The organism is Aureispira anguillae (assembly GCF_026000115.1).
In the GTDB taxonomy this organism is placed as follows: domain Bacteria; phylum Bacteroidota; class Bacteroidia; order Chitinophagales; family Saprospiraceae; genus Aureispira; species Aureispira anguillae.
This window is the reverse complement of the sequence record NZ_AP026867.1, coordinates 4,300,251-4,317,241: the sequence shown is the minus strand read 5'-3', so window position 1 is coordinate 4,317,241 and position 16,991 is coordinate 4,300,251. Positions and strand designations below refer to the sequence as shown.

At 36.5% G+C, this 16,991-nt stretch carries 14 protein-coding genes and 2 tRNA genes; 4 read left to right on the top strand and 12 right to left on the bottom strand.

Annotated elements, in window-relative coordinates; all coding sequences use genetic code 11:
- The first annotated feature begins 390 nt into the window (after positions 1 to 390).
- Positions 391 to 1,599, top strand: coding sequence for an NAD(P)-dependent oxidoreductase (locus AsAng_RS16975; RefSeq protein ID WP_264788299.1), 1,209 nt, complete (start codon positions 391 to 393; stop codon positions 1,597 to 1,599).
- Between the two features lie 89 nt (positions 1,600 to 1,688).
- On the opposite strand, the gene dacB is transcribed toward AsAng_RS16975, so the two are convergent.
- Positions 1,689 to 3,140, bottom strand: a complete 1,452-nt coding sequence (gene dacB, locus AsAng_RS16970; protein WP_264788298.1) for a D-alanyl-D-alanine carboxypeptidase/D-alanyl-D-alanine endopeptidase — start codon at positions 3,138 to 3,140, stop codon at positions 1,689 to 1,691.
- A gap of 810 nt (positions 3,141 to 3,950) precedes the next feature.
- Here dacB and lysA point away from each other — a divergent pair.
- Positions 3,951 to 5,231 (top strand): diaminopimelate decarboxylase, encoded by a 1,281-nt coding sequence (lysA, locus tag AsAng_RS16965; RefSeq protein ID WP_264788297.1) that lies wholly within the window; start codon positions 3,951 to 3,953, stop codon positions 5,229 to 5,231.
- Positions 5,232 to 5,307: 76 nt separating this feature from the next.
- Here the strand turns inward: lysA and AsAng_RS16960 are convergent, their stop codons facing one another.
- From AsAng_RS16960 to AsAng_RS16950, 3 genes are all read right to left on the bottom strand, one after another.
- A complete protein-coding gene (locus tag AsAng_RS16960; protein ID WP_264788296.1) occupies positions 5,308 to 6,045 on the bottom strand; it encodes a peptidylprolyl isomerase in 738 nt (245 codons plus the stop codon).
- A 237-nt stretch (positions 6,046 to 6,282) separates the two neighbouring features.
- The gene (locus AsAng_RS16955) at positions 6,283 to 7,437 is read right to left on the bottom strand and encodes a cytochrome-c peroxidase (RefSeq protein ID WP_264788295.1); all 1,155 of its coding nucleotides are present in this window, start codon (positions 7,435 to 7,437) and stop codon (positions 6,283 to 6,285) included.
- A gap of 151 nt (positions 7,438 to 7,588) precedes the next feature.
- The gene (locus tag AsAng_RS16950) at positions 7,589 to 8,359 is read right to left on the bottom strand and encodes an MbnP family protein (protein ID WP_264788294.1); all 771 of its coding nucleotides are present in this window, start codon (positions 8,357 to 8,359) and stop codon (positions 7,589 to 7,591) included.
- Between the two features lie 512 nt (positions 8,360 to 8,871).
- Between AsAng_RS16950 and AsAng_RS16945 the strand changes: the two genes are divergently transcribed.
- Positions 8,872 to 9,612: a phosphoglycerol geranylgeranyltransferase gene (locus AsAng_RS16945; RefSeq protein WP_264788293.1), complete on the top strand. Its 741-nt coding sequence runs from the start codon at positions 8,872 to 8,874 to the stop codon at positions 9,610 to 9,612.
- 69 nt (positions 9,613 to 9,681) lie between these two features.
- Here AsAng_RS16945 and AsAng_RS16940 read toward each other — a convergent pair whose 3' ends face one another.
- The 6 genes from AsAng_RS16940 to AsAng_RS16915 form a co-directional block, all read right to left on the bottom strand.
- Positions 9,682 to 9,990, bottom strand: a complete 309-nt coding sequence (locus AsAng_RS16940) for an HU family DNA-binding protein (protein WP_264788292.1) — start codon at positions 9,988 to 9,990, stop codon at positions 9,682 to 9,684.
- A gap of 244 nt (positions 9,991 to 10,234) precedes the next feature.
- Positions 10,235 to 10,305 (bottom strand) — tRNA-Gln (locus AsAng_RS16935).
- A gap of 64 nt (positions 10,306 to 10,369) precedes the next feature.
- Positions 10,370 to 10,440 (bottom strand) — tRNA-Gln (locus AsAng_RS16930).
- A 140-nt stretch (positions 10,441 to 10,580) separates the two neighbouring features.
- Complete coding sequence (tsaE, locus tag AsAng_RS16925) at positions 10,581 to 11,003, bottom strand: tRNA (adenosine(37)-N6)-threonylcarbamoyltransferase complex ATPase subunit type 1 TsaE (protein WP_264788291.1); 423 nt, start codon at positions 11,001 to 11,003, stop codon at positions 10,581 to 10,583.
- Positions 11,004 to 11,328: 325 nt separating this feature from the next.
- Complete coding sequence (locus tag AsAng_RS16920; protein ID WP_264788290.1) at positions 11,329 to 12,798, bottom strand: porin family protein; 1,470 nt, start codon at positions 12,796 to 12,798, stop codon at positions 11,329 to 11,331.
- A gap of 51 nt (positions 12,799 to 12,849) precedes the next feature.
- Positions 12,850 to 13,419: an RNA polymerase sigma factor gene (locus AsAng_RS16915; RefSeq protein WP_264788289.1), complete on the bottom strand. Its 570-nt coding sequence runs from the start codon at positions 13,417 to 13,419 to the stop codon at positions 12,850 to 12,852.
- A 620-nt stretch (positions 13,420 to 14,039) separates the two neighbouring features.
- On the opposite strand from AsAng_RS16915, the gene AsAng_RS16910 reads away from it, so the two are divergent.
- Positions 14,040 to 14,681 carry a hypothetical protein gene (locus AsAng_RS16910; RefSeq protein ID WP_264788288.1) on the top strand — a complete coding sequence of 214 codons (642 nt, stop codon included), beginning with the start codon at positions 14,040 to 14,042 and terminating at the stop codon, positions 14,679 to 14,681.
- 69 nt (positions 14,682 to 14,750) lie between these two features.
- On the opposite strand, the gene AsAng_RS16905 is transcribed toward AsAng_RS16910, so the two are convergent.
- Positions 14,751 to 15,299 (bottom strand): glutathione peroxidase, encoded by a 549-nt coding sequence (locus AsAng_RS16905; protein WP_407655303.1) that lies wholly within the window; start codon positions 15,297 to 15,299, stop codon positions 14,751 to 14,753.
- A gap of 171 nt (positions 15,300 to 15,470) precedes the next feature.
- Positions 15,471 to 16,916, bottom strand: coding sequence for an amidase (locus AsAng_RS16900; protein ID WP_264788287.1), 1,446 nt, complete (start codon positions 16,914 to 16,916; stop codon positions 15,471 to 15,473).
- Positions 16,917 to 16,991: the final 75 nt, after the last annotated feature.

Below are 16,991 nucleotides of genomic sequence, written 5' to 3'. Positions count from 1 at the left end.
GTTTAGTAATAGAGGTTGCAAAGTTATAACTAATTTTCAGCTCTGAAAGTTCCATTGAATATTATTTTTACAAAAAATAAAAAAACATCTTTTTAGGAAGCTTATATTTTGTACTAAATTATTCTTAATATCGTAGCACTTTAATAGCATATCACTCTACTCGATGGTTTTTATAAGCATAAAAATTGGGCTAACTTTTAGCTGCTTTTAAACCGTTTCACTTCTAGATATTAGATTTGGGACTCCCATTATAACTTAGTTAGAGTCTAAAATCTAAGAGTGAAACGATCTAAAATATAGAATTCAGTATAAAAGCCAATGGTGTTAAATTTTTAAAAACTGTCGGGGCGAGTAATCGCATATAACTATCTAACTAAAAAATGACGGCTTATGAAAATAGGAATTATTAGAGAAGGAAAAGTACCACCAGATTCGAGGGTTTTATTTACTCCTACACAATGTGTTGCGCTTCAAGAGAAATACAATGTTGAATTTATTGTGCAACCCTCTAAGGGGCGTTGTTTATCCGATGAATTATATGAAGCAGCAGGAATAAAACTACAGGAGGATGTTTCAGAATGTCCTGTATTAATGGGAATAAAAGAAGTTCCAAAAGATCAATTGATTGCTAATAAAACCTACTTTTTCTTTTCGCATACGATTAAGGCACAGCCTTATAATAGGGCGTTGTTGCAGAAAATCATCAAAGAAAATATCACGTTATTGGATTATGAGGTATTGACCAATGAAAAAAAACAACGAGTGATTGCATTTGGGCGATTTGCTGGGATAGTAGGAGCGCACAATGGCATGATGACCTATGCAAATAAAACAAAAACATTTGAGTTGAAGCAAATGCATAAATACGATGATTATGCAGCGGCAATTGCTTATTACAAGACCCTTTCATTTCCTAAAATGAAAATTGTTATTACGGGAACAGGGCGTGTTGCGAATGGAGCAGCAGAGGTTCTGGATCATATGGGAATTCCCAAGGTTTCCCCACAGGATTTTTTGACGCAAGATTATGAGGAGGCCGTTTATACACAATTGGGGTGTGAAGATTATGTAAAACCTAAAGCAGCCAATGAAAAATTTGAAACGGCTGATTTTTTTGCAAATCCTCAGAACTACCAATCTATTTTTGCCCCTTATACTAAAGTTGCAGATTTAATGATTAATGGCATTTATTGGGCTAATGAAGCGCCTGCTTTTTTTACCAAGGAAGATATGAAACAGCCTGATTTTGGAATCAAAGTTATTGCTGATGTAACTTGTGATATTGCACCTGTGGCATCTATTCCGTCTACCTTATTTGCAACGACTATAGCAGACCCTGTTTTTGGGTATGATCCTCAGAGTGAATCTGCTGTTGAGCCCTACCAAGCGCATACAATTGACATGATGACAATTGATAACTTGCCTAACGAATTACCCAAGGATGCTTCTAAGTCTTTTGGAGAACAATTTACAACCAATGTAATCGAAGAGTTACTCGCCTTAAAAGATACTGGAATGTTAGAGCGAGCAACCATTGCAAAAGCAGGAAAATTAGGACCACACTTTGAATATTTAACGGATTATGTAAATGGCAAATAGCCGAAGTTATAAATAAAAAAATGTAACAATATTTATATCGAATATTGTTACATTTTTTAGAATAGAATTGTGTTAACGATTTAGATAACTCAATGGGATTCTGCTAGTGCAATCATTAAGGTTTCTAGTTTCTTTTTCATCATATAACCAGAACAAGAATAGTTGTTAACAATCATGCTAAAGGCTAGTTTTTTTCCCCCTTTAGTGGTTACGAATCCCGTATAGCTTCGGATTCTATTCATAGAACCACTTTTGGCACGGACATTATTTTCGGCGGAAGAATTACGGCACATATTGCGAAGTGTCCCCGAACGCCCAGCAATTGCCATTTGATTGTAGAAATCGCCGAATGTTTTTTTATCAATGTACATTTTGCGCATGATTTCAGCGAATGTTTTGGGAGAAACCCCATTTCTTGCCGATAAACCACAACCGTCTTTCATAAAGAAACCTTCCATATTGATGCCTCTACCTCGCCAAAAATCAGCAATAGCTGCGATTCCATTGTTGGTTGATCCTTGTCCTTTGATTTTTGCTCCAATTGTTTTTAACAGCGCCTCGCAATACATATTTCGGCTATCTTCATTGGTGTGTTTGCAAATAGCAGCTAAGGAAGGGGAGTAATGGGTATGGATTTTAGTTCTTGGTTCTTGTTTTTTTAGGAGTCGTTGTGTTGTTGCTTTTTTAGAAACAGTAACTCCTGAAAGTGCTAAGGATTTTTGTAGGTCATGAGCACACAAAAGGGCAGGATCGGGAGTAGCTCCTTTTATATTAAATAATCCACTTCCTTTGGGAATGGTGCCTCTAAGGGTAACTTCTGTGCCATAGGGTGCTGCATAAACATAGGCATTATCTCCTGATTTGCTCCCTGCGCTTGTTACTCGATTATCAAATTTAAGTTGGGGAATGTCAGGAACCGTATGGTCTATGGTAGGAGTGGCGCCATAGTCTTTATGTTTCTTGAAATGGATATAATAAAGATTATCGTGATAATTTAGCCCAGAAGTTCCTGCTCCATAATGGTTGCCAATATCTCCCCATTGCCAAGTTGGAATCATTACCTGATCATCAAAATAACTGCCATCGCCAACAATGGCTCCATTTATTTTTTGGATGCCTGCTTTTTTTATAGCTGCTACAAATTCTGCCATAAGCATTTCTTTGGTCAAAATACCTTCCATAATAGGAGAGGCCAAACTCGGATCTCCCGTACCTCGTATATAGAGGTTGCCATTGAGAGTACCATTGGATATGCTGCCACTATATTCTAAAAAAGTCTTAAACTTATAATCGCTTCCCAATAGGGCTAAAGCTGATCCTGTGGTGATAACTTTCATGGACGAAGCAGGAACCAGAGCTTTAGTAGGGGATCGTTGAGCGTATATTTTATTCGAATTAATATCAATAGCACAGAAACCAATTGAGGCAAATTTTAAATCGGTATCTTTCTCAAAGCTCTGCAAGGCTAGTTCTATTTTGGTTTGACCATTTAATACATAGCAAAATAAAACTAGTAAACTAATAGATAGGGTTTTGATCATGTTATAATTGATTTGGTAAAAAAGGTTAAATATTGATAGAATGGTTTGTTAATTGCACCGTGTTATAAACATTACTCCGTTAAAAAAACGAACCCAGCTATGTTGGCTCATAAGCGATAGCGTACTAACTGGGTATGCTTGCAGCCAAAGCTAAATCACATAAATGTAGTGCACGAGCAGCTTGGTACTGTGTACCAACTGGAATGCCTAGTACCGTAGGTAAAAGCGAAGGCACGGCTTTTTTATGCTTTTTATTAACTATTCTCATGAGCATAGCGAACTAAAAAACTAAAGAACTATCTCATGACCGCAGGGAATAATGAGAGAAGCGATCATAAGCAAAGCGCACTAACTGATCAACGGAGTATTAATAAAATAACAAAATGAATACTAATAATGAAAAAAAAACGATTTAATCTACTGATCCATGCTTTAGAAATAAGGTGGATGGATCGAATTTAGGATTGAGAATAAATTACAAAAAGATTAAAAAATAGGGGCTTAGGAAGGCAAAAATTTGTTTCTCTCTACAAAAATTCTATCTTCGCATTATGCAATCAACAATCTATATATCATCAACAATCGAATTGACTTGTTTAAACAAGGGCAAAAAGGCATTGGTATGTAAACAGTTGAAGGAAGGAAAGAAACAGATTCCACCCAAGTGCATTTTTGACAATTGAGCCTAAAGATAGAAGAATATATTTTAGAAAAGCGATTAGTCAAAATGCACTAATCGCTTTTTTTATTGTAGGGACTAAAGATCTCTCTTATTCATTTGCATAATTTATTTAATAAATTTTAAACATCATGTTCTTAAACGAAGAGACCAATCAATTTGAATTAGGTGGCGTAGAAGTACTAGAAATTGCTCAAACTTACGAAACGCCTTTATTTGTTTATGATTCCAAACAAATTATAAACCAATACAACAAAATGAAAAACGCTCTGCGTCAAGTTAAAAAACTCAAGATTAATTATGCTTGCAAGGCGTTGACCAATATCAGTATTTTGCGCCTGTTAAAAAACTTAGGTGCAGGGTTGGATGCGGTTTCTTACCAAGAAATTTTATTGGGTTTAGAGGCAGGTTTTGAAGCGCAGGATATTATCTATACGCCCAATTCTGTTTCTATAGAGGAGTTGGAAGCAGCCATGAAATTAGGGGTTAAGGTAAATATTGATAATATTGAGACCTTGGAATATATGGGGATGAATCATCCGAATAAGGCCTTTTGCATTCGAGTAAATCCACATATTATGGCAGGAGGGAATGCCAAAATTTCAGTGGGGCATATTGATTCTAAATTTGGAATTTCTATTCACCAAATGCCCTTGGTGGAGCGTTTGGTTGAAACGCTAAATATAAAAGTAGAGGGAGTGCACATGCATACGGGATCAGATATTTTGGATGTAGATGTATTTTCGCATGCGGCCACCTTGCTTTTTGATGTGGCTCGTAAGTTTAAGGATTTGGAATATATTGATTTTGGCTCAGGATTTAAGGTGAAATATAAACCTAACGACATCGAAACAGACATGGAGCAGTTTGGTGAAATGATGGCGAAACGATTTAATGCCTTTTGTGAAGAGACGGGCAAAGATCTAACCTTGGCATTTGAGCCAGGCAAGTTTTTGGTGAGTGAGTCGGGCTATTTTTTAGCCAAGACAAATGTGGTAAAGCAAACTACTTCTACTGTTTTTGCTGGAATTGACACAGGATTTAATCATTTGATTCGCCCTATGTTTTATGGTTCTCATCACGAAATTATGAATGTGTCAAACCCTGCTGGAAAACCTAAAATTTATACTGTGGTGGGATATATTTGTGAAACAGATACCTTTGGTTGGAATCGAAAAATTAATGAGATAAAGGAAGGGGATGTGCTTTGTTTTAAAAATGCAGGCGCCTATTGTTTCTCTATGGCTTCTAATTACAACAGTCGTTATCGTCCTGCTGAAGTGTTGGTGCACGATGGGAAAGCGCATTTAATACGCAAGCGAGAAACGTTTGAAGATTTGTTGAGGAATCAGGTAGATCCTGCGCTTGATTTTAACGCAACAGAAAAAGTAGTAAAGGACGTAGAAGCTTAAAATTTAGCAAAAAAATAATGGATGATAAGTGGTTGCTTGATCAAACAGCAGGTAGACCATTTATCATCCATGTTACTTATTCTCTAATCACCCGCACTTTTACTCGAATATCTTCTTTAGGGCGAGCATAGGCATCGGTCTCTTTGTAACAAATGCTATCAATCACCTCAAAACCTTCATAAACTCGTCCAAAAACAGTGTACTCCATATCCAACTGAGGGGCACCCCCTAGTTTATAGTAGAGTTTACGTTGCTCTTCGGTATAAATTATATCGTATTCTCGCTCATTTTTATCCAATTGCCCAGGAGAGACAGAACTGCCATGAACAATATAAAATTGAGAACCAGAAGATTGTTTGTCTGGGTTTAACTGATCTGGTTGTCGAGCCGCAGCTAATGCACCTTTGATGTGATAATAGTGTTGTCCAATTTCTGCGTCTTGTTTGTAATTGGGCCCCCCACTGCCTAAGCGTTGCCCTTTTTTAGCGGTTCTAGAAGTCGGGTCGCCCCCTTGTGCCATAAAGTTCTTAATCACACGGTGGAACATAAGACTGTCGTAGTAGTTCTGTTTTGCCAATTTTAAGAAATTGGCACGATGTCCTTCGGCATCAAAGAACAACTCTATTTTCATCGTACCAAATTTTGTTTCCATTTCGATTAAAGCAGAATAAGGATCGGGATCTAGGCGAATGGTATCTGGTTCTACGACCTGTAAGTTCCCTGCTTTTCGAACGACAACTTCTCGACCATCTGAAGTAGAAGTATTGGAGTTGTTGTTCGAATTGTTGGATGAGGTTGTTTTTGAACTGGTCACACATGCTGCTGTTAAAAGCAATATGAAAAAGATGCTAGAAAGAGAAAGAAGGTTGTTTTTTGACACACTAGATAATTTAAATATGAAAAGGCAAGTGCGAACGCTAAAATAGCAGCTACTAGTTTTAGCGTTCGTACTCATTGCTTTGGTCTTTGGCAAATATAAGGAATCCACTTAAATCTATGCAATTAGCTCAGCATGCTATTACAAAAATTTGTAGAAATTTTTGGGAAGGCATTAGAAGGGGCTACTCCATTCAGGTTTGTCAAAGTAAGAACTATCGGTTAAAGCATGCAAAAAGGCAACCAAATCCTCTTTGTCTCCCGCTGTTAATTGATTAATGGTTGGAGCTGTAGACAGCTCAGAAGCTAAGTTGGGAGAATAATGCCCCCCTGTAGCATAATGATCAACTACTTCTTCTAGGGTTTGAAAACGACCATCGTGCATATAGGGCGCTGTTAGTGCAATATTGCGAAGTGTAACCTCTCTAAATTGACCATTTTCAGGCGCATTTCCTGTTGCTTCTCCATAGCCATAATCTGCAAAATCAAGTAGCGATTGAGCCGAGTCGATTCCATTGTTAGAAAATTCGTTTCGAGCAAATAACGCTTTGTTTTTCGAAAAACTATGACAATGTGCGCACTCTGCATCTTTTAGGCTGGGAGCACCCGCAGCATCTCCAATAAATAAGGTCATTCCCCTGAGTTCTTGACTGTTCAAATAAACAAAAGGCTTCCAAACGTCCTCATCATACCTTGAGTTGGCAGAATTAAGGGTGCGTTCAAATTGAGCAATTGCCTTAGCGACTAAATTTCGATCAATTTCGTCATAGCATTCTACACCAAATGCTTCTCGAAACATTTTAGGATAAGTAGGATGCTGGCGCAAATCTGCTTCTACTTTTTCCCAAGTATTATCCATTTCCAAAGGATCTTCTATAGGACCTTTTAAAATTTGCTCTTCTAACGTCGCAAAACGACCATCCCACATAAAGTTGTAGTCTCGGTTTTTGACCCAGCTATAGCCAATATTAATCAAGGACATTGAGCCACGGCGACCAATCCTGTTGTCAATCCCTTTAGCTTTGGGCAAACCGTCTGTGAATGCTTTGTTGAGCTCATGACAGGAACTACAAGAGGTGCTAGAGTCCCTAGATAAGATAGGATCATAAAACAAATGTCGCCCTAACTCGATCCCTTGAACAGTAATAGGGTTGTCATCGGGATGTTCCATAGGTGGAAAACCTTGAGGGGAAACAACAGTGTAGCTAGTTGGGGTGTAAGGGATTGTACTTAAATCACAAGGGCTTAAAGGACCAATGTATTCGGTCTCTTTGCAGGCTATAACTCCAACAATAAGACTAATAAAAACAAAGAAAAATTTACTGCGCATTGTTATTTTTTATTTTATACCTAACGGTTGTTTTCAGTTGAGTTGATTCGTATAACTCTTCAGCTCCCTTATAATCTTAAAAATCATAAGGGAGCCTTATAGACTAAATAAGTAACTAAGCAGAATCAATCCTGTTTAGTTGCTAAGTCGATTAAGACTGAAGTGTTATAGCATTGGCTAGATTTTCAATGGCTTTTTTTGCAAGGTTATATTCTGACGAACCTGCTGGGCCAGAATGCGTTTGAGCTTCACCAACCATGTCAATCTCCGTTCCTGCTTTGAAGAAAATATCTTTGGCATCAAGATAGAAGACTAACTGAGTTGTTTTTTCGGCTGCGATCTCAAAATTTTGAGTAAAAGATTTAGGCTGATACATTCCATCAACCCCTGAATGGTACAAAAAACCAGATATTGTTCCATTGGATTGTGTAATATCGCCTTCCATCTTGCAGAGAATATAGCTATTCCAACTTGCCCAATAATTGCCATTTAATCCTAGCGGAGAAGAAGACTCATAATCACTAGGTGTTGTGCCATTGGTAGCATCAGATAAACCAACACCAAAATCTAATTGGGTGTAATCGCCCACAGGAACATTGTTAATCGTAAAAGTAGTTCCTTCTTCTGCTGCTGCTTGAGAAATGCTATTCGCCATAGAAATATAACCTACATCCGCAAAATCGGTTGGTCCTTGTCGAGTAGAACCCTTAATGTCAGCAATAAAAAAATCTAATTTTTTGAATAAAATATCCGTTGGATCTGTTTGACCTGTTGCTATTTTTTCGAATAAAACCAGTGGTTGTGAACCATATCGAGCTTTAAAAATAATTTCTAGGGTTCCCGTAGGGTCATTGGGAGGAGATGTTTCGCAAGAGCCTGACCACATAGAAACTGCGACTAAAAGGAGGAGGATAATACGCATAATAAAATAATTTAAATGAAAAAATGAATAGATAGACTCGTGTTGTTAAACGAGTTCATAAACAGAGCAAATAGTAAGTAGCCGTGTAGCTAAGCGTAGTGAAAACAGCATAACTAAACAAATGCTAACTCAGGAATCAAATTAATAACGAGTTGTGTTGTCTAACTGTTACCTAGCTACTGCACAAATAATTTTAGATAATAGCGTTATTTTTCTAGTTTACCTAAACATAAATATACACAAAGAAGTTGTTTAAGAATAACCTGAAATCAATTGTCTAGCATTCTGGGAAAAAAATGACATTGTTTTTCTTTTTGTTTAAAAGGCAGAAAGAATACGACTCTATTTTTTACAAGTTCAGTATCATAAAATTAACAGTTGTTAGAGCACAATGTTTATGCCCAAACGCATTCAAAAAAATACTTTGTATAGCTTATGTTTTGAATGTTACTAAATTTACTGTATTATGATGGCTTGGTTATTCAACATTATTATTTGATAGGAAACAGAATATGAAGCGTATTTATAATAATCTATTGAGCGCAAAAAAAGAGCAACGTAAAAAATTTGCTGTTTTGATAGACCCTGATAAGCTCCATTTAAAAGATGTAGATTACATCATTAAATTGGGAAAAGAGGCTGCAGTAGATAGTTTTTTTATAGGAGGGAGTTTGGTGGTCAATGATGCTTTGGACGAAATTATTTTAACGATCAAGAAGCATTGTGACATTCCCGTTGTTTTATTTCCAGGAAGTTCTAGACAACTGAGCTATAAAGCGGATGCGCTATTGTTTTTATCATTGATTTCTGGGCGAAACCCAGAGTTGTTGATTGGGAAACATGTAGAAACGGCTCCCTTTCTAAAAATTAGCCCGCTAGAGATTATCTCAACAGGGTACATGTTGATCGATGGAGGAGTACCAACATCTGTGTCTTACATGTCTAATACATTACCGATCCCTGCTGATAAAGATAGCATAGCTGTTTGTACAGCCATTGCGGGAGAGATGTTAGGTCTAAAATTGATTTATATGGATGCAGGGAGTGGTGCACAGAGACCAATTAATACCTCTATGATAGAGGCAGTGAGCACAGCCATAGACATTCCTTTGATTGTAGGAGGGGGGATTCGAACACCTGAGCAAGCAAAAGCAAATATCAAGGCAGGAGCTGATATTATTGTTGTTGGCAATGCCATTGAAAAAGATCCCAATTTGATTTTAGAATTAGCAGCGGCTGTTCATGAAGGATAAAAACAAAGCACATACAATTTTTATTATAGTATGTGCTTTTTATATCTTATCCATCAGGGTGTAATGAACCTATTTTTTAGGTTTCAATGCTTTCTTTAATGCAGAGGTGTTCACTGAGTCAGAAAGAAGCTTACCTGCCTTGAACTTAACAGTCACTTTTTCTGGAATTTGAACAGGCTTGTTCGTGCTAGGGTTTACGCCCTTTCTTGCCGCTCGGTAAGAAGTGTTTAGCGTACAAAAACCCACCAAAGTTACTTTGTCGCCATCTTTTAGCGCATCTTTAATGGACTCTAGAGTAGCATCTAGTGCAGCGGCAGCATCTGCTTTTTTTAGACCTGCTTTTTCTGCGATTTTGTCGATCAAATCTCCTTTGTTCATAATGATTAATTATTTATAGTTTTTATTACAAGCAAAAAAGTTAAAGTATTTTTAACTAATGCTTAAAAATTAAGTACTTACAAATTTATATTCTTTTAGCGTATTTTACAATTTTTACCCTAAAAAAACGCTATAAGCCTTTTGTTTGGGGTACTTTCGGTGTTTTTTGCTTAGAAAGTCCGAAATTATCTATCGTATAAATAAAAAAAAGCTTTTAATGATCTAATCATTAAAAGCTTTTAAGTTGGCCTACTAGGACTCGAACCTAGAATGACAGAATCAAAATCTGCTGTGTTACCATTACACCATAGGCCATTTTGAATGATTCTTGATTTGAAAAAAAACATTCAAGATGATGCCGCTTATAGAAGAAAGTTAGTTGGCCTACTAGGACTCGAACCTAGAATGACAGAATCAAAATCTGCTGTGTTACCATTACACCATAGGCCATTACTTCCCTTAAGCGAATGCAAATATAATCGACACTAAACTAAAAACAAAATTTTAGCGCAATATTTTTTGTTTTTTTTGATAAAAAAAAACAGCTTTTTCTGTTTTTTGTTGAAAATCATTTTGTTACAATGAGCGGTTTATTCGAAAAAAATATCAAATATTCGAACTCCTGTTTCTTTTGCTGTAATTTGAATCCAAACAGCTTTTTCTGGAAAATAGCTTTCTATGATATTAGGCCATTCAATAAAACAATAACTTTCATCCTCCAAAAGTTCCATCAAACCAATAGAAAATGCTTCTTCTTCCGATTTTAATCGATATAAGTCAATATGGTGAACTAATTCCGTTTGGGATTGATATTGATTGATAATAGAAAAAGTAGGGCTAGAAGTGACATCTTGCACTCCTAAGGCTTGGCAAAGTAGTTTAATGAATGTTGTTTTCCCAGCCCCAATTTCGCCTAAAAAAGCAACCTTTTTTCGCTCTTTAAGAGTAGGCAATAAGGTGGTAACGACTGGAGTTAAATCATCAATTGTAGCAACTAAAAACTGTTGTCTCATCAGAATAAATAATAAGGTTATAGTAATGGTTAATAAAATAATGCTCTACGGATTACTTGCAACCTTGTTAGTGTAAGCTGCTCGTTTACTGCGTTCATGCTCATTGTTTGTTCGTTAACAAAAAACATAAAAAAGCAAATCGATGCGATTAACTGCGTTGCGACTATGTGAGCCTTTAGATTTCTAGCAGAGTAATGGATTAACCAAGTATTAAAAATTAAACACCCAAGAATTGGAATGCTTAGGTATTCGTACAAAGATAAAAAAAAGGCAGCTTCACCAAAATAGGAGAGCTGCCCTTTATCATTATGATTGTCGTTCTACGTTAGAACGTATATTTTAAAAGAAGTTGAACATCATTATTATGGAGCTGATTGGGTAATCTAATCATTTGTTGATGATCAACACCCTCTGCAACAGGAACCAACAATTCACCAACATCAGAAAGTGCTTGTATTTTACCTTGAGGATCTACTCCACTACTAAGGTCCGCTTGGATCGATTCGTCGTGTTTTGCTTTTGCTTGTTGGGTCAAATTAACCAGACCAATGCTATATTGCAGACCAACAGACCAATGCTTATTAAAACAGTACTCCATGCCCAATAAAATACTAAAATCAAAATCAGCCAATCCCATTTCTTTATTCGATAGAGGATTCAATTCTGGGCTTGTGCTTTCTGTATTGAATAACCAAGCTGCTTTAACCCCTGCCTGAACATTATAGCGAGGATGTGGATGAAATTGATAGACCAAAGGCATTTCCAACATATCAATTCTATTTAAAACATGTGATTGACTAGTTTTGGTGCCAACAGTGTATGTTATTGCATTATTCTCACTGTTATTTTTAGGATTGGGCAAGCGTCCCATACTTTTGTACTGTAAACCAACTTGAACTCCGTGGTGTTTAGCTACTCGATAAGAGGCATTAACACCAGCATAAGGCATAACAGATAGTTTCTGACTATTGCGATAAACTTTTGCACTTGCTCCGCCAAATACACCCACTTTTAGTGGAGATTTTTTAGTATTAAGCTCATCACCAATACCAAAGTTACCGATTGTATTCTGTTGCTCCATTGCTTTTCTTTTGCTTTGTAATGCACGCAGTGGGGTTAAAGAATATTGATAAATAACTTCTGTACGAGTTGTTTTTACCCTAGGTTTAGAACGCTTGTTTTCTTTTGTCGTAACCTCTTTAATCGCATTTTCTAATGCTACATTATTGTTATGACTATTGCTGTTAATGGTTGTTTTATTAATAATAGGTTCATTAACAACAGCCTTCTTTTTAGTGGCTGATTTTTTTGTTCTTGAAACCGTTTGAACAGGTTGTTTGCTAGACGCACTTTTGGAACGAGTAACAGGATTCTTTTTCGCTGATTTTACAGTCGTAGAACCTAACGGATTTGTATTGTCACTATTGGTGTTATTAATTGCGCCAACATTTTTAATAATAAGCGCTTGTTGGTGCTCCTGTGGAGCACTCGCAATAACAGGTTTAGCATCAACTGTAGTTGTTGTTTTAGCGTTTTGTTTTGCCAAAATAGGAGCGGCAGGAGAGGCGGTTGTTGGGGTAGAATGAAGGTAAACTCCTAAGCCAATCACACCTGCTAATGCTGCTGCTGTAACAAAAGGTATAGACCACCAATACCCTGCGGCACGTTTAGGAACTACTTGTTGTTGATCCAATAGTGCAGACATATTCTCCCAAGCGTTAGGGATCGGTGCAAACTCATGTTGTGTAAGTTTGTCACGAAGCAAGTCGTCATTATTTTTGTAAAAATCGGTCATTTCATTTGGTCTTTCTTCTAGTTAGAACATTATTTTTTTGTCACACAGCTACTAATAGCCTCTAACCAAGAGTTCTTCTTGATCTTGTTGGCGAATGAGGCGTTGCAGTTCTTTTCGAGCGTTTGCTAAATGCCATTTAGACGTCCCTACCGTTATATTTAGCATTTCAGCAACTTCCTTATGTTTGTAGCCATCAATGACATACATACAAAAAACTGTACGAGAAGCAGTGGGTAATTTTTGAATGAGTTTGAATAAATCTTCGGCATGTAGGTTATTGATACTTTCATTAAGAACAGGAGCATCACGTTCTATCTCAAAGTTCATTACTTTGCGATACTTCGTATGCCTACGAACATGGTCGATCGAACAATTGAACACAATTTTGGCAATCCAGCCAGCTAGATTGTTGTTGTCTTGGTATTTGTCCAATGCCGTAAAAACCTTTAGAAACGCTGCATTTAGAATTTCAATGGCTTCCTCTTGTTGCTTGGTATACCGCATAGCAATGCCTAGCATCTTTCCAAAATATCTTTCGTATAAGACTTTTTGGGCTAGTCGATGCCCTTTTCGGCAACCTGCAACCAGTTCTTTGTCAGTATTTTTTGTAGAATATTTCATTCAACCAAATTGTACATCTTCTCAATAGAGCGTCCTTGATAAAATTATTAAGGAGTAAGTATCTATTCTGTTAGTTTAGATTGGTATAATTTTATAAATAATGTCTTTCAATTTACCACTAAAATTATACCTAAATTCTTGTTTAATTATAACCTATAAGCCAATAACTTATTTAAATTCTACAATTCTATTTAGAAAATAAGCTTGCCTGTATTAATTATTTAACGTTGATAAGCTTACTTTTGGTATGAATTGTGGTGATTAAAACTCAATTCTATTCTATAGAACGAAAGCCAAAATAAAAGCGTTGGTAAATTTTCTTTTTTGTTAAAAAAAATAATTTACCAACTACAATGAGTTTTTGAAACGTATTAATAAATAGAAGAGAGAGAACCTGTTAGAAATGAGGACTCAATGATTTATCGAAGAAGTCCTTCTTTTCTAAGACAAAAACAAATTCTTAATAACCGCTATAAATTTACTTTGACATCAATGATTCTAGGCTTTTGATTAAAACGGAAGCAGTATTAAAGGTGGTCAATAGAACCCCTTTTTATGGATCATTACTCTGCTATAAACCATGTAGTAGCATCGTATTACAAAAATAAGAAAGAATTAAAATGCAACAACGACTATTATTTTTGCTATTTATTTTATTGAGTACTCAACTGTCTTGGGCGCAAGTTGACGAAGAACTTCCAGATGATGAAGTGATAGACAATACCGTAATCAAAAATGATCCCCAAAAAAGAAAAGAAATAAAGGAAAAAAAAGACAAAGTAAAGATTGATAATTTATTTGTAGGGACAACCTTTAGCTTATCTTTTGGCAATTTTATATTTGTAGATATTTCGCCTTATGCAGGATATTTATTGGGAAAATATGTAGGCATAGGAGTAGGGGCAACTTATATTTATAGTGCTTACTTTAATGGAAGGCAGTATGTCGGAGATCATGTTTATGGTGGACGAATTTTTACGAACCTTCGACCATTTCCTGAAATTCGAGGCCTTCGAGGGGTGTACGCTCATGTAGAAGGAGAATATTTGAACCATACAGAATATTCAAAAGGGCAATTGGTGCGACGATTTGTACCTGCTGTAAATCTTGGTTTGGGATATAATACGTCTTTTGATAAAGGGTTTTCTTTTACGGCAGAGTTTTTAGTTAATGCCTTGTGGTTTGGTCAATACAGCTCAGGACGACCAACCGTTTATAATTCACCATGGCAGTATAGGATAGGCATTTATTATGCTTTTTAGGAATCGGTCGTTTAATTTGGAAATTTGATGTTATCATAATGATCAAATTTCCAAATTCAATTCAACCGCTTATTTTTTTAGTTGTTTCTCAATTGCTCTGATCACATTGGCATCCGTGACCTTTTGATTGGGGGCAAACGATTGAATTACTTTCCCATTTTTATCGACCAAAAATTTCTGAAAATTCCAAGTAACAGGAGCTTCTACTTTGCCATTTTGTTTTTTACTTGTCAGGTATTGATAAAAAGGATGCATGTTTTTTCCCTTAACGGAAATTTTAGAAAACATTGGGAAGGTTACCTTAAACTTGCGAGTACAAAACTCTTTAATTTTGCTATTTTTTGCGGGTTCTTGCCCCATGAAATTATTGGCAGGAAAGCCCAAAATAACCAAGCCTTGGTCTTGATATTTTTCATAAGTGGCTTGCAAACTCTCATATTGTGGCGTTAGACCACATTTACTCGCTGTATTTACAATTAAGAGTACTTTTCCCTTGTATTTGGACAATTGGACAGGACTGTCATCAATGTCGTTCATTGTAAAATCGTAAACAGAAGTAGGAGGGGGAACCGATACCCAAAGAAGACTAGCAAGGAAACTAATCAATAACATTTTCATATAATTTAGTTTTACTTAAAGGAATGCACAATGAAGTTCATAAACTTCTTGTCTATTATTTATTCCGTGAATTTTTGTAAAAAAACAAAAAATTCACGGAGTATTACTACCATTGACAACCTAAAAAGAGAAAGAAGGTTTAGAATCATTTGGTGTGCTTTCAAAATTCAATTAAGCATTAACAACATTATCTGCAAATTGCCCTAAGTATTTGGCAATTTCTAATAACTTTTTGTCTTGCCATTTTTGTGCATGAATTTGAATACCAACAGGCATGCCATTTTTCTTTTTTCCAATGGGAATTACAACAATAGGATGCCCCGAAAATGCAGTCGTAAAGGTAAAAGAAGCAATGGCTTTGGTATAGGGAATCTTTTTGCGATTGATGACAAATGGTTTTCCTGCTTTTTGGTGCGGATAAGCTTCTAGGGCACAAACTGGAGTAATCCAGATGTCATATTGGGTCAAAAAAGAATGATAAAGATCTGTTAACTGGTCTTTAAAGTCCAATGCTTTGGCATATTTTTTACTCGACAAACGCTGTCCATTTGCCATCCCTTTTGCCCACCAGTGGTCTCTGTATTTTAAGAAAATAAATGCATACATCAATAGGCTCATTCCTGCGATTTTAGGACCATTAACACTCATTTCAAAACCAACAATTTCACTACAAGCTACATAAGCTGCCTTTTCATCGTAAACGGGATGGTCGTTTGCCATAGTATGCCCCTGTTGTTTTAACTTGGTGATAAAGCGCCTGAAAATAGCCAAGTATTCGTCGTCAACTTCTGTTTGGTTAATGGTCTCAGAAATGGCTATTTTTAAGTTAGTGCCTTCCCATTTGCTCTGCTCAAAATCTACCGCAGGAATTTCTGCCAAAGGGTATTTTTTGTGATTGGCTAATACCCTCATCATTAGGATTAAATCATCAATAGTTTTGGCAAAGGGACCAGAAGCGACAACGTGTCTCCTTCCTTGCGGTCGGTTAGGGTTTTTGAGATGTCCTCTCTCAGGGAGCAAATTTTCTGTTGGTTTAAGCCCAACAATGCCACAAAAATGGGCGGGTACCCGAATAGATCCCCCCACATCAGAACCAATGGAGATAGGAGTAAAATTGGCAGCTACTGCTGCGGCTGACCCTCCTGAACTTCCACCTGCTACCCTTGATAAATCGTGAGGATTATTGGTCTGCCCGTTCCAAAAGTTGGTGCTTTGCCAATCAATACAAAACAGCGGAACATTGGTCATGCCCACTATAATCCCACCTGCATCTTTTATTCTTTTTACCAATTCTGCGTCTTCTTTGGCTTTGTAATTTCTAAGAGAAGGGTTGCCATTACTACATTGGAGTCCCTTGACTAAAAAACTTTCTTTGATAGCAATTGGAACGCCAAATAAAGGACCAACTGCTTGCCCTGTCTGAAGAAGGGCATCTTTGGCTCGTGCTTCTTCTAATAATTCACTTTTGCTTCTTAAATCACTGATGGCATTAATGCTTGGGTTCTGTTTCTCAATTTGTTCTAAAAAAGCGGTAAGTACTTGGAGGACTGATAGTTCTTTGTTTTTTATTTTGGAGGCAAGGGCAGTAGCCGACAATTGTATAATCGTTTGATTCATTAGGATATAATTTGCTTTTTTCTATTAGAAAATGATTTTCTACAAAGAAAAAGCTTAGCGCAAAGGTTTCCTTTG

What these genes read in the sequence shown, in the direction of transcription:
- AsAng_RS16950 (WP_264788294.1), bottom strand. Translation starts at nt 8,359, where the DNA reads ATGCGTATTATCCTCCTCCTTTTAGTCGCAGTTTCTATGTGGTCAGGC.
- AsAng_RS16910 (WP_264788288.1), top strand. Translation starts at nt 14,040, where the DNA reads ATGCAACAACGACTATTATTTTTGCTATTTATTTTATTGAGTACTCAA.
- AsAng_RS16975 (WP_264788299.1), top strand. Translation starts at nt 391, where the DNA reads ATGAAAATAGGAATTATTAGAGAAGGAAAAGTACCACCAGATTCGAGG.
- AsAng_RS16940 (WP_264788292.1), bottom strand. Translation starts at nt 9,990, where the DNA reads ATGAACAAAGGAGATTTGATCGACAAAATCGCAGAAAAAGCAGGTCTA.
- lysA (WP_264788297.1), top strand. Translation starts at nt 3,951, where the DNA reads ATGTTCTTAAACGAAGAGACCAATCAATTTGAATTAGGTGGCGTAGAA.
- AsAng_RS16900 (WP_264788287.1), bottom strand. Translation starts at nt 16,916, where the DNA reads ATGAATCAAACGATTATACAATTGTCGGCTACTGCCCTTGCCTCCAAA.
- tsaE (WP_264788291.1), bottom strand. Translation starts at nt 11,003, where the DNA reads ATGAGACAACAGTTTTTAGTTGCTACAATTGATGATTTAACTCCAGTC.
- AsAng_RS16955 (WP_264788295.1), bottom strand. Translation starts at nt 7,437, where the DNA reads ATGCGCAGTAAATTTTTCTTTGTTTTTATTAGTCTTATTGTTGGAGTT.
- AsAng_RS16905 (WP_407655303.1), bottom strand. Translation starts at nt 15,299, where the DNA reads ATGAAAATGTTATTGATTAGTTTCCTTGCTAGTCTTCTTTGGGTATCG.
- AsAng_RS16945 (WP_264788293.1), top strand. Translation starts at nt 8,872, where the DNA reads ATGAAGCGTATTTATAATAATCTATTGAGCGCAAAAAAAGAGCAACGT.
- AsAng_RS16920 (WP_264788290.1), bottom strand. Translation starts at nt 12,798, where the DNA reads ATGACCGATTTTTACAAAAATAATGACGACTTGCTTCGTGACAAACTT.
- dacB (WP_264788298.1), bottom strand. Translation starts at nt 3,140, where the DNA reads ATGATCAAAACCCTATCTATTAGTTTACTAGTTTTATTTTGCTATGTA.
- AsAng_RS16915 (WP_264788289.1), bottom strand. Translation starts at nt 13,419, where the DNA reads ATGAAATATTCTACAAAAAATACTGACAAAGAACTGGTTGCAGGTTGC.